Origin of the sequence: Archangium violaceum (genome assembly GCF_016859125.1) — a bacterium.
GTDB classification, from domain to species: domain Bacteria; phylum Myxococcota; class Myxococcia; order Myxococcales; family Myxococcaceae; genus Archangium; species Archangium violaceum_A.
The window spans coordinates 5,237,482-5,249,554 of record NZ_CP069338.1; the positions used below are offsets into that span (position 1 = coordinate 5,237,482).

Sequence of the window (12,073 nt, forward strand, 5' to 3'; positions counted from 1 at the left end):
CTCCAACCGGGCCCTTGCCGGGCCGCCCGGGCGGCAGCACGCCGGCCGCGATCGGATGGCCCGTGGGCAGGAGCTGGCGGGACTCAGAAGGTGCCGCTCAGCATCAGCCCGCCGCCATCGGGGCGGAACACGGGCGAGAAGCGGGCCTGGATGGCGGCGGGGCGCTCGGGGGGCGCGATGGGCGTGCCGTCCTCGGAGAGACCCAGGTTCGTCTTGAGCTTCTTGTTGTAGCCGTCGGCCAGCTCGCGCGCCTCGCTCGCGGTGACAGGGTGGGGATTGATGAGGATGGCCGCGGCCAGCGCGACGATGCCCGCCGTGGAGATACCCAGGCCCGTCAGGAACTTCGCCCGTTGCTCATCCTGGCGCGCCCAGTTGCGGTCGAAGCAGGCGCTGGAGCCGGCGTAGTCGTCATATCCAGCGCAGTCCTCCTCCCCGGCGTTGAGGCCATTGATGCCGAAGATGGCACCACCCACCAGGGCCGCTCCGCCCGCGATTCCGATGACCGTCTTGAGGGCGATCTTGCCCTGATAGGCTTGCACCAGATCCTCCCGGCCCACCTTTTTGTAGAAGGCGTCGCCCTGGAGCGGCCTCTTGAACTTCCCCTCATACGGCAAGGAGGTCTGGGCCACCACGGTGCCCGTTTGGCCGTTGAGCGCGACGAACTCGTCGAAGCCGATGTACTGCTGCTCGTACTGCTCCACGGGATCCGTGAGGGGCTTGGGCTTGGACGGGCGCGCGGGCGCGGCCGGTGGGGGATTCGCGGGCGCTGGCGGGGGAGTGGGCTCGGAGGCGGAGGCCACCTTCTGCTCGGGAGCCTGGGGCCTGGGCGCGAGCGCCGTTCCCTGGTTCGCGAAGAAGGAGCCCCGAGGCTGGCCGGCCGTGTCGTAGAGGGTGACCACGGCCTGGGTCAGCGCTCCGGAGGCATCCGGGAAGAGCCGCAGCACCATGACCCGGTCCACGGGGAAGCCCGCGCCGCGCTGGACGATGGCGGCGTCATCCAACTGCGCCACCGGGCCGAGTGCCTGGGCATTCATCACCAGCACGGCCTTGCCGCTGTTCCGCAACGCGGCCGCCAGGGCCTGCTCCGCCTGGGCGAGCTCGGGCGCCTCGGTGCCAGCGGGCACCACCATGTAACGGGCCGGAGGTCCGTCCAGGTAGGTGGCCACGGCTTCGGCGGGAAGGGTGGTGTTCCAGGACGCCTCCTCGGCGGCGAGCGCGGAGGAGCGGGGCACGGCGAGCAGCAGCACGAGTGAGATGAGGAGGGTGCGCAACATGTGTAACTGTTGCATATGAGACGCGGGGGGCTCGGAACAAGCCCCCCCCGCCCATGGCTCTCATCCTCTACGGACCAGGGAGCGCATCACCCAGGCCCGGATGCGCTTGGGCGCTGTTACTGGACCGTGAACTTCGTCGCGCAGCTGTTCCACACGTACCAGGTCGACCAGGCCGAGTTGGACACGCCGGTCGCCAGGCAGTAGGTGCCCGCGGCCATCGTCGACGGGACGGTGTAGTCGAACTGGAACGTCCGCGACTGCCCCTGCGTGAAGCTCTGATTCGCAATCGGGTTGTCGACGAGGGTGCTCGAGCCGGTGGAGTTGCGCACATCGAGCTTCACGTTCACGCCGCTGGCGGCCGCGTTCGCCTGGAAGGTGCTGGAGAGCCGCACCGTTCCACCGCGGCTCACCGTCGTGGGGGAGGTCGTCGCGGACACGAGGGTGAAGCCGATGGTCGGAGCGGGCGCGTTGGAGACCGTGAACGAGGTCGCGCAGTTGTCCCAGAGGTACCACGGGCTCCAGGCCGAGTTCGTGACGCCCGCGGTCACGCAGTACGTGCCGTTGGCCAGGTTCGAGGGCACGGCGAAGGCGAACGGGTAGGTCTTGGTCTCCCCCTGGCCGAAGCTCTGGTTCACGAAGTTGAGCTCGCCCACGGTGGTGTTCGAGGCGTTGCGCACCGTGAGCTTCACGTTGCGGCCCGACGCCGCGGCGGCGGCCCGGATGGCCACCGAGAGGTTGACGGTCTGTCCCGGGGCCACGCTGGTGGGCGAGGCGGAGGCGGACTGCGTCGTGTACGCCTCGGTCACCGGCGCCGTCGTGCCGCCCGGCATCGGGTAGTTGCGCGTGTTGTCATCCAGGATCAGCACCCAGTCGTTCTTCGCGCCGCTGCTGGGAGGCGTGAACTGCCGGGTACCCGTGTTGGCGTAGGTGCCAATCGCCGTGGTCGCACCGGTGCGCGGGTTGTACCAGGTGGCGCGGACGGTCCCCCCGGTGAGGCGGCTCATGTTCACCGTGAAGGCCTGGCCGGACGAGCTGTAGACGAAGGCGTAGGTGCCATTCGCGTCACGCGTGGCCTGGATGCGGTGGGTGCCCGTGCTGGCGTCCGACGCCACCACGCCCTGGTCCGGGATGCGCGAGAGCATCGGACGCGACTCGATGAGCTGGCGGAGGTACTTCATCTGCATCGCGCCCGGGTCGTTGATGCCCTGGTACCAATAGTTCTGGGGCTCGAACGCCGGCTTGCGGCCCGGCGCATACATCTGCCACACCGAATTGTGCCCGTAGGTGTGGCCGAAGGCTCCGGCGAACACGCTCCAGTACGCGTACTTCCGGATTTCGTAGTCGTCGGAGAAGCCGGTGCCCGCCCGGAGGCAGATCTGGATCTTCTCGTAGAGGGGCTCCCCATCCAGCGTGGGCTTCACCGGCGTGCGGTTGTAGTCGGACGCGATGTGGTTCCAGACGTCCTTGTTCAGGCAGTGGCCGTTCTGCTGCATGTTGAAGTCCAGCCACGGCTCGTTGTGGAACCAGGTAGCGGACTTCGTCCCACCCTTCGGGTGGTAGGTCATCAGCACCTTGCTGTAGTCCTCGGAGCCCGAAACGCCGATGGCGATGCCCTTGGCCATCGCACGCCAGACGGCCTCGTTGCCGGAAGGGTCCACATCACCTCCGAGCACCCAGATGATGGGCTTGCTGGCGTAGCGGCTGCCCAGGAACCGGCCATACGTCTCGGCATGGGCCAGGGTGATGTGGCCTTCCTTCACGAGGGTGCCCCATGTGGGGAGCAGCGCCGTGTAGATGCCGCGCGCCTCGGCCTCGTTGATGATGTAGTCGACGTGATCCCAGTAATCGTACTGGGTGGCGTTGTTCGGGTCGCTGCCCGGCGTGACGTTGGGCTTCGTGTAGTCGAAGTTGACGAACGGGAAGTCGTTGTAGACGTTGTTGTACGCGCCGCTCTGGGGGCCGAGGGCGACCGCCTGGATGACGTTGAAGCCACGCTCCGCGCGGTTGTCCAGGTAGGTCTGGACCTCCGAGCGGTTGAGCCAGGGCAGGAGCTGCCAGGCCGTGTCCGCCATCCAGAAGAACGGGGAGCCGTCCGCCTTCACCAGGAACCGCCCGTTCACGCGCAGCTTGGGAAGCGCCGCCAGGGGGGCGGCGTCCGTGCCCATCGTGTCCGGTGTCGAGCCCGTCTCCGGCATGTCGAGCGGTGCCTGCTCGGCTCCACAGGCCGTCATCAGCGAAAGACACATCAGGGATAGCAGCGATTTGCGCACGGTGATTCCCTCGCGGTCGTACGAAGTTGCAGGAACATGCCGTCGGCGAGGTGTGCGCCTCATGCCGACGACACGAGCGCCTTATATTCTGGGTTGAAACGTTTGTCAGCTATTTCCAGTGTTCCTGAATTCCCAGGAGTCGAGAGTTGACGTCTGACTCTTGGACTCTCCTCGACTGCGCCGGGGGGCCCGAGCTCCCGTACGGAGCGGGCGGCTCCTGGCGTCTCGACGAGGATGTCGGCCTCGGCCGGGAACTCGATGCCCCTCATGATTTCTCTCCTGCGAGTGGATGACGGGAGCTCACGGCGCGCTTCACGGAGCCCCCGCGTGAAAGTCATCTCAAATGTTTCGGAACATTCGGAGAAGGCGCGGGTGGACGGGCAGTGGATGGTGGCCGGTGATGTATATTTTGGGCGCAGGGAAGAGTATCGCCCCGGCGGGGGGGCGGGGCGCGTGTGGGGCTGACAGCGTTCGCGCGGCCCGCGGAGCGGCTCTCGAGATGGGCGCCTGGTTCGTGATCGACGCTCCGAACTTCGATATGACCCGTACCGTGCTCCCCCCATTGCTCGTCATCCTGTCCCCCGCCCTGTTCCTGGCACAAACGGACGGCATCATCTTCGAGCCTCCGGATTATCTGCGAATCATGCTCGGGGGGGGCGTGAACCTCCTGCTCGGCGTGCTGGTGTGGCGGGCCAGCCGGTATCGGATCTCCTCGGCCATCCTGGCGCTCCTGGTAGGCGGGGTCTCGGTATGGCTCATCCTCCAGAAGCTCTTCCTCGGTCCTCTCGCCGGATACCTACAGTCCCATCACGGTGGGTCCGTTGCTTGCGGCTTGTTGCTGGTCGGTTTCCTGCCCACGCCTTTCCTATCGGTGGTCGGCATCGTTCAATGGGCGCGCCGGAGAAGACTCGCGGGGGCGGCGAGGGTCGACTCGTGGGCGACGTCCCTGGGGTCTCCGGTCTGGAAGGAGGCGGGCGGCATCCTCCTCTTCGTCCTGTTCTCGGTGCTGGCCTTCGCCATCGCCATCGACAACGACTCCAATGCCTTCGAGTTCAGCCCGGTGCCTCTGGCCATGGGGTTGCTCCTCCTGCTGGCCGCCCGGCTGTCGTGGGAATTCAGCCAGCACCAGGTTCCGGTCACCCTCCTGCTGTTCCTGGTCGGTGCGGTGATGGTGTGGTCCACCGCGATGGTGGAGTGCGTGTCAGACCTCGCTTTCAATGGCGAACTGCTCCGCTACTCCAATCCCCCCTTCGGCTGCGGACCCATGATGCCCTTCGTCCTGCCCCTTGCCGTCGTGTCGCTCGGGGGCCTCGTCCGGTGGGCGTGGCGCCGGTACTCGCGAATCTTCACACGACCCGCCTGAGTCCTTCTACCCCTTCGGCGTGAGTATCGCGGCGAAGTCGATGAGCGTGAGCCCGAGGCCACCCGCCGCGACGGCGGCTCGACCACCGGCGCCACGCGGGCGCTCCCGCACCGTCTTCCAGAGCCACGCCGAGTCGAACGCGTCCGAGAGCGAGCGAGCCCACAGCCACGGGCGGCGGTCGCGCCGCGTCACGATTCCCAGACCGATGATGACGTCGCGCAGTCCCGCGGCGCGCACGTGCGCGCTCCGGTCTCTCAGTTGGAGAAGGCGGCAGACGCGGTCCGCGAACGCCAGCAGGACGAGCCCCGAGCCCACGCTCCCCCATCCGAGTGCCCGCCGCAGTCGTTCATCGCCCATGTGGCAGTCCTCCAGCATCGGGAAGATGCGTGCGCGGGCCTGGGGCCGCCAACCTGTCCCACGGAAGCCGCCAGCTTGCTTCTGGAGCGGTGCGGCGACCCGGGTTGGCCCGCCTCGGGTGATGTTTGTCTTTTGTCGTGGGCATGGTCAGGGTGTCTCCAGGACGACGGAGGAGGAGGCAACCTTGAGGCCGCAGATGGAGCCGCGCTCCGCGCGCATCGGTGACATCCAAATGCGATGGTACGAGTATGGAGTGGGGCGTCCGCTCGTCCTTCTCCATGGCATTCCCACCAGCCCGAGGTTGTGGCGTCATGTGGTCCCCGCGTTGAGTGGCGTGCGGGTTCTCGCCTGGGAGCTCATCGGGTACGGTGGTTCCATTCGCGAGGGGCGTGGGCTGGACCTGTCCGTCGCCGCTCAAGCGCGCTACCTGCTGTCGTGGATGGACGCGCTCGCGCTCGAGCGCCCCATCCTCGTCGGACACGACCTCGGCGGAGGGATTGCGCAGATCGTCGCGACGCAGCGGCCGCTGGCTGGGCTCTTGCTCGTCAACTGCGTTGCGTACGACTCGTGGCCCATCCCCTCGGTGAAGCTCCTTCGCGCCATGGCTCCCCTGGTGCGGCGCGCGCCGAACGCCCTCGTGAAGTGGATGATGCGCTTGATGTTCGCGCGGTTGCACGACGACCCGAAGCGGGCGCGTGAGTCGCTCGAGGCGCACTGGAGCGACTACGCGAGGGAGAAAGCAGGCGCGGCGCTGGTCCGGCAGGCGCTCGCGCTCGATAATCGCGACACCCAGCGGATTGCACCCGAGCTCCGGAACGTGAAGGTGCCCGCGCGCGTCGTGTGGGGTACACGCGGCCCGCAGAGCATCGCGTATGCCCACCGGCTCGGGCGTGACCTCGGCGCGCCGGTCATCCCGCTGCGGGGCGCACATCACTTCGTCCCCGAGGACCACCCGGATGTACTCGCCCGGGAGATCCAAGCACTCATCGAGCAGGTAGAGCGGCCCTCTCCTGTTGTGCCTCGGATGCTGTCCCCCGAGGGCGATGCCGCACGGTGACGAGGGACGACGTATCCGGCGAAGTGAGGTGCGTGAGCCACTGCTCCGGGAGCCTCGCGCCAGGTGCCTGTTCCGGGTGGGAGCGGGCAGCCTGCCTGGCGTCGGCACACGGAAGGGGTGGCTCCATGCCTGCCCGTCAGGACGTGTCTAGCTTCGCATGGAAAGGTTTCACACCAAGGAGGCATCTGATGGCACGTCAGGGATGGAAGGGATTTGCGCTCGTGGGGTTGCTCGGTGTGCTCGGTCTGGGGGCGGGCTGCCAGGATCGTCGGGAGGGAACGGTGCGGGATGAGGCCCGCCAGGTCGGACAAGAGGCACAGGAGTTCGGTCAGGGGGTGGATGAGGCAGCCCAGGAAGCGCGCGAGACGACCAATGAGGCCGTGCAGGGCTTCGAGGAGGGCGTGGGCGGTTCCGGAACGCAGCGGGAGGATGACGCCGTCATCGGCGACAACCCTGGTGTCATCAACGACGGCGAAGGCCCGCTGGAGAACAACCGGGGCCCGCTCGAGGAGGACAATATGGACATTGGCCGCAACCCGGGTGTCGTCAATGACGGCGAAGGTCCGCTCGAGCGGAATGAGAGCCGCTGACAGACCGGCTCATCCATGGGGCCAGGGGGGCCTGTTGCCAGACTGGCCTGCATGGAGCCATCCGGCCGGGTCCCCACCGGACCTGTCCTTCGCGACGATTCCGCTATCGCATGGCACGTCGCACCGTGCACTCCGAGGAGGATGGCCATGGCGAGAACCGAGGACAGAACGAGCTCAGTGAACTTGAACAGTGCGGACGTGGAGGAGTTGAAGCTCATCGAGGGGATCGACAGCGCGCGCGCCCGTCTCATCCTCGAGCACCGTGAACGCCACGGTAGGTTCCAGAGCTGGGAGGAGGTCGAGCAGATCCCCGGAATCGGCCCCGTGCTGATGGAGAAGGTCCGCGCGGTTGCTTCCTTGGGAGATGGGGCGGAAGGGGCGGAGCCTGTCGTGCCGACCGCCGCGCTCGAGGAGGTCGAGGTCCTGACGACGTTGGCACGGCTCGACCTCGAAGCGGCGTTGGCGTACGAGGCGTGTGCGGAGGTGGTGGAGATTGCCGACATTCGCGAGCACCTGTTGCAGTTCCGCGATGACCACCTCCGCCATGTCGATGCAATCAACCGTGTGCTGGAGACGCGCGGCGGGAAGGCCATCGAGCCGAGGTCGTCCGGGCAGTTGCTCCGGGGAATCGCGCGGGTGGCCTCCTCCCTGGGCTCCGATACCGGGCTCATCGCGCTGCTCACGAACGAGGAGTTGACCAACGAAACCTACGAGATGGTGGCCGTGCTGGACTGGGACAGCGACATCGAGCAGATGCTCGAGCGGCACGCGGCCGACGAGATGCGCCATTTCGAATGGCTGTCGGGTCAAGTGGGCGAGTTCGAGGAAGAAGCGCCCGAGCAGCCAGCGGCTCCCGTCTGACGGTCGGGATACCCGGGCCCGTGGCGTGCTCCGCCATGGAAAGGTGGGCAGCTCCGCAGCGGAATCCTGCCGCGTGATTGGAGGCCGCCCACCTGCCTGGGGAGCGGGCTATCGTGTTGCATCGACAGCCCCACCTTCACATCAATTGTCCCATGCCCCACTTCACGTCCCACTTCATCGACTCAACTCCCGGTGATCCGCTCGCGGATACGCGGTCACGCCAGGTGCACGGGGCACTCTGGTCGAAGGTACAGCCCACGCCGGTATCCTCCCCGAGACTGGTCGCCCTCTCACCGGAGGTGGTGCGGCTGTTGGGTCTGGACGAGGCGACATTGCGGTCCGCCGAGTGGGTGCAGGTGCTCGGGGGAAACGCGCTGTGGCCGGGCATGGTGCCGTACGCGGCCAACTACGGCGGGCACCAGTTCGGTCAATGGGCGGGACAACTGGGGGATGGTCGCGCCATCGTATTGGGTGAGTTGCTGGCGCCCGACGGCAGGCGCTACGAGCTACAACTCAAGGGCGCGGGCCGGACGCCCTACTCGCGCCGCGCCGATGGGCGCGCCGTGCTTCGCTCGTCGATTCGAGAGTTCCTGTGCAGCGAGGCCATGCACCACCTGGGCGTGCCCACCACTCGCGCGCTGTCGCTCGTCGCCACCGGAGAGCAGGTCATCCGAGACATGTTCTACGACGGGAACCCTGAAGCCGAGCCCGGCGCCATCGTCTGCCGTGTCGCTCCGAGCTTCCTGCGCTTCGGCAACTTCGAGCTGTGCGCCAGCCGTGGTGACGTGGAGCTGCTCAAGAAGCTGGCGGACTACACGGTGACGCAGTTCTTCCAGGAGCTCGGCGAGCCGTCGAAGGACACCTATGCCGCCTTCTTCAACGAGGTGGCGCGGCGCACCGCGAGACTCGTCGCGCATTGGCAGGCGGTGGGCTTCGTGCATGGCGTGATGAACACCGACAACATGTCGATCCTCGGCCTCACGATCGACTACGGCCCCTACGGCTGGCTCGATGACTTCGATCCGGGATGGACGCCGAACACCACGGATGCGGACTTCCGCCGGTATCGGTATGGCAATCAGCCCGGCATCGGCCTGTGGAATGTCGAGCGGCTCGGGACAGCGCTGATGCCGCTCTTCGAAGGCGATGAGGCACTGCTCAAGGCGGGGCTGCTCGAGTACGAGCGCACGTTCGAGAAGGAGTTGGCGGCGCGGTTCGCGGCGAAGCTGGGGCTGTCCTCAATCGAGGATGAAGCCGACCTCGAGCTGGTGAACGGGTGCTTCGCGTGGCTCGTCGAGGAGGAGACGGACATGACCCTCTTCTTCCGCGGCCTGTCTCGAGTGGTGACCGCGCCGACGGCTCCAGGCGAGTTCCCGGCCGTGCTGCGCGAGGCCTTCTACGGGCAGGTGCCCGAGGCCCACCTGGCGAAGGGTCTCCAATGGCTGAACGCATGGTGGCGGCGTACGAGGCGTGAATCCGCTGCCCCCGCCGAGCTGGCGCGCCGGATGGACGCGGTGAATCCGAAGTACGTGCTGCGCAACTACCTCGCGCAGGAGGCGATCGAGGCCGCCTACGCGGGCGATGACTCCAAGGTGCACGTGCTGCTCGATGTGATGCGGCGGCCCTTCGATGAGCAACCGGGTCGCGAGGCGTACGCGGCCAGGCGACCCGATTGGGCGAGATCCAAGCCGGGATGCTCGGCGCTCTCGTGCAGCTCCTAGGGATGGGGGTCCTGTGCCTGGGGTTCTTCGGACTACCTCCTTCCTCGCTCCACGGCGGTGACGGTCTCGAGGAGCGCCTCCGCGCGCTCGTGAGGAAGCAGATGCCCCGCGCCCGCGATGCCGCGAAAGGTCGCCCCGGGTAGCCGCGCGGCGCCTCTCCGCAAGGCTTCCGGGGGCAGGAAGACGTCCGCCTCACCTGACACGATCGCCACCGGGACGCGCACCTCTCGCAGCGCGGCCTCCGACAGAGGCGGAGGCGCCAGCGACGTCCGCACATGCCGCCCCACCAGCGCCATCCAGGTGACGAGCGTGGCGGGAGGGTTGCCCCCGGGCGCGAGCATGCACCTGAGCAGACCTCGGGCGGAGTCCTCCCGAGGACGCACCAGCCACGGCAGCGTGCGTGCCAACACGCCGGGTGTCACTCGCAGCCGCACCAGCCCGGCGGGAGCCACCAACACCAGCGCCCCCACCCGTGCTCCCCGGCTCGCACCCGCCAGGGCAATCGCGCCCCCGAAGGAGTGGGCCAACACCGTGCCTCCCGTGGCTCCGAGCGCATCCACCACCTCGTGGAGCCAGTCGCCATAGGCAGGCTGTGAATGACCGGGCCGTCCGGCCGCGCTCAGCCCGGGCTGGCCTGGCAGGTCCACCGCGAGCACGGAGTGCGTCCTCGCCACCTGTCCGACGAGCTCCAACCAGGTCGCGGTCGCGAAGTTGGTCCCAGGCAGCAACACCACCGGCTCGCCCGAACCGGCGCGAACGACGTGGGTGGAGCCGAGACTCGTGTTGAGGACTTCGCGCTCGTGCGGGACGTCCCACGCGTCCAGCCGGCCGACGCACCACGCAGCGACTTCGCGCTGTCCTTCCGGGCTACGGTAGATGCTCACGAGTCAACCTCGAACCTGTGGCTGGCCGCGCTCAGCGCCGCGCGCGGTGGGCGGCCGAGAGCTTCTCGAGCAGCTCGTCCACCTGGGCCGCGGTGATGATGAGTGAGGGAGCGATGCGCAGCGTGTTGTTGCCCGCCACTCCGACGACGAGTCCCTCCGCGAGGGCGGCCTTCACCAGCTCGGAGGGCGCCCGTTGGAGCTGGACTCCCGCGAGGAGCCCCATGCCACGCACCTCATGGGTGGGGCCGAAGACGCGGCGCAGGCCCTCCAGGAGTTGATGGCTCCGCTCCACGACGTTGCCGAGGAATCCCGGCGACGTGACTTCCTTCATCACCGTCAGCCCGGCGGCACACGCGAAGGGATTGCCGCCGAACGTGGTGCCGTGCAGGCCGGGCTCGAGCAGCGCGGCCACCGGCTCGGTCGCGAGCACGGCGCCGATGGGGACGCCGCCGCCGAGTCCCTTGGCCAGGGTCATCACGTCGGGGGTGATGCCTTCATGCTGGTGACAGAACATCCGCCCGGTGCGGCCGATCCCCGTCTGGATTTCATCCACCACCAGGAGGGCCCGGTGCCGCGTGCACAGCTCCCGGACCCGCGTCAGGAACCCCGGAGGCGCCGCGCGCACGCCGCTCTCTCCCTGGATGGGCTCGATGAACACACCGGCCACGTCATCCCCCATGGCGGCGGCGAGCGCGTCCACGTCGCCGAAGGGAACGAAGTCCGTGGGAGGCAGGGGCTCGAAAGGCACGCGGTAGGCGGGCGTGTGCGTGATGCTGAGCGCTCCGAGCGTGCGGCCGTGGAAGCTGCCCTCGAAGGCGATGATGCGGCGCTTGCGGCCCTCATGGGCCACGTTGCCCCAGAGGCGCACGAGCTTGTAGGCCGCTTCGTTCGCCTCCGCCCCCGAGTTGCAGAACAGCATCCGTCCTGGAAAGGCCTCGGGGACGATGCGCGCCGCCAGTTCCTCCTGCCCGCGCTGCTCGAAGTGGTTCGAGGTGTGGAGGAGCGTCGCGGCCTGTCGCGACAGGGTCTCCACGAGCTTCGGGTGCGCATGGCCCAGGGTGCACACCGCCACTCCGGCGAAGGCATCGAGGTACTTACGGCCCGCGCCGTCGTACAGGTAGCAACCCTCGCCGCGGACGAAGCTCACGTCCTGGCGGCGGTAGTTCTGGATGAGGAAGGACTGGGGAGAAGGGGGCGTGGTGGGGCTGTTCAATTCGGTGTTTCCCTCGCATCAGGCCGGTGGGAAGAAAGGTCGGCCCGTTGCTCGCGCCCCTACCACGGAAGCTCGCGCGCTCGCTACTGCGCGTCCATCATCATGAAGCGCTCGACGTGGACGAGCTTGTCCCCGTGCTTCACCTCGAGGCGGTACTGGCCCACTGGCCAGCCCTTGGCGGGCCGGGCCAGCGTGAAGGTCGCCGCCATCTTGTCCACGGCCGTGACGGTGGCGGAGTCGATGACGAAGTTCTTCGGTGCGGCCTTGCCCACGTCCTCGGCGATGAAGGCCCCCGTGAGCTTCGTGCCCCCTGGTGCGCGGAAGTAGAAGGTCACCTTGGGCAGGCTGGTCGGCAGGACCATGCCCATGGGCTGGATGACCGCGGGCGGCTCCGCGCGGGACGGTGCCGAGCCCAGGACGGTGCCCGCGACGGCGGCACCGAGGGCGACGAGGGCGAACACGGACAGCTTCTGCGTCTTCATG

Annotated in this window: 12 protein-coding genes; 5 read left to right on the forward strand and 7 right to left on the reverse strand. The window is 67.9% G+C overall.

The features are described 5' to 3' along the window. Nucleotides 1–83 precede the first annotated feature (83 nt). From JQX13_RS22465 to JQX13_RS22475, 3 genes are all read right to left on the reverse strand, one after another. Nucleotides 84–1,274, reverse strand: a complete 1,191-nt coding sequence (locus tag JQX13_RS22465) for a hypothetical protein (RefSeq protein ID WP_203410967.1) — start codon at nucleotides 1,272–1,274, stop codon at nucleotides 84–86. A 116-nt stretch (nucleotides 1,275–1,390) separates the two neighbouring features. Further along, entirely contained in the window at nucleotides 1,391–3,544 is a 2,154-nt protein-coding gene (locus tag JQX13_RS22470) for a DUF4038 domain-containing protein (RefSeq protein ID WP_203410968.1), read from the reverse strand. A gap of 59 nt (nucleotides 3,545–3,603) precedes the next feature. Continuing rightward, complete coding sequence (locus JQX13_RS22475) at nucleotides 3,604–3,813, reverse strand: hypothetical protein (protein ID WP_203410969.1); 210 nt, start codon at nucleotides 3,811–3,813, stop codon at nucleotides 3,604–3,606. A 230-nt stretch (nucleotides 3,814–4,043) separates the two neighbouring features. Here JQX13_RS22475 and JQX13_RS22480 point away from each other — a divergent pair, with 230 nt between their 5' ends. Continuing rightward, nucleotides 4,044–4,907 carry a hypothetical protein gene (locus JQX13_RS22480; RefSeq protein ID WP_203410970.1) on the forward strand — a complete coding sequence of 288 codons (864 nt, stop codon included), beginning with the start codon at nucleotides 4,044–4,046 and terminating at the stop codon, nucleotides 4,905–4,907. Nucleotides 4,908–4,913: 6 nt separating this feature from the next. On the opposite strand, the gene JQX13_RS22485 is transcribed toward JQX13_RS22480, so the two are convergent. Beyond that, on the reverse strand, nucleotides 4,914–5,264 hold the full coding sequence (locus JQX13_RS22485; RefSeq protein WP_203410971.1) for a hypothetical protein: 351 nt from the start codon (nucleotides 5,262–5,264) through the stop codon (nucleotides 4,914–4,916). A gap of 184 nt (nucleotides 5,265–5,448) precedes the next feature. Between JQX13_RS22485 and JQX13_RS22490 the strand changes: the two genes are divergently transcribed. From JQX13_RS22490 to JQX13_RS22505, 4 genes are all read left to right on the forward strand, one after another. After that, entirely contained in the window at nucleotides 5,449–6,321 is an 873-nt protein-coding gene (locus JQX13_RS22490) for an alpha/beta fold hydrolase (protein ID WP_203410972.1), read from the forward strand. Between the two features lie 188 nt (nucleotides 6,322–6,509). Next, a complete protein-coding gene (locus JQX13_RS22495) occupies nucleotides 6,510–6,911 on the forward strand; it encodes a hypothetical protein (RefSeq protein ID WP_203410973.1) in 402 nt (133 codons plus the stop codon). Between the two features lie 177 nt (nucleotides 6,912–7,088). Next, nucleotides 7,089–7,772: a helix-hairpin-helix domain-containing protein gene (locus JQX13_RS22500; protein WP_203410974.1), complete on the forward strand. Its 684-nt coding sequence runs from the start codon at nucleotides 7,089–7,091 to the stop codon at nucleotides 7,770–7,772. A 152-nt stretch (nucleotides 7,773–7,924) separates the two neighbouring features. Further along, on the forward strand, nucleotides 7,925–9,493 hold the full coding sequence (locus JQX13_RS22505; protein WP_203410975.1) for a protein adenylyltransferase SelO: 1,569 nt from the start codon (nucleotides 7,925–7,927) through the stop codon (nucleotides 9,491–9,493). Between the two features lie 32 nt (nucleotides 9,494–9,525). Here the strand turns inward: JQX13_RS22505 and JQX13_RS22510 are convergent, their stop codons facing one another. The 3 genes from JQX13_RS22510 to JQX13_RS22520 all read right to left on the reverse strand — a co-directional run bounded on the left by JQX13_RS22510 (nucleotide 9,526) and on the right by JQX13_RS22520 (nucleotide 12,072). After that, nucleotides 9,526–10,377 carry an alpha/beta fold hydrolase gene (locus JQX13_RS22510; RefSeq protein WP_203410976.1) on the reverse strand — a complete coding sequence of 284 codons (852 nt, stop codon included), beginning with the start codon at nucleotides 10,375–10,377 and terminating at the stop codon, nucleotides 9,526–9,528. A gap of 31 nt (nucleotides 10,378–10,408) precedes the next feature. Beyond that, nucleotides 10,409–11,590, reverse strand: a complete 1,182-nt coding sequence (locus JQX13_RS22515; protein ID WP_203410977.1) for an acetylornithine transaminase — start codon at nucleotides 11,588–11,590, stop codon at nucleotides 10,409–10,411. An 83-nt stretch (nucleotides 11,591–11,673) separates the two neighbouring features. Beyond that, nucleotides 11,674–12,072, reverse strand: a complete 399-nt coding sequence (locus JQX13_RS22520; RefSeq protein WP_203410978.1) for a hypothetical protein — start codon at nucleotides 12,070–12,072, stop codon at nucleotides 11,674–11,676. Nucleotide 12,073: the final 1 nt, after the last annotated feature.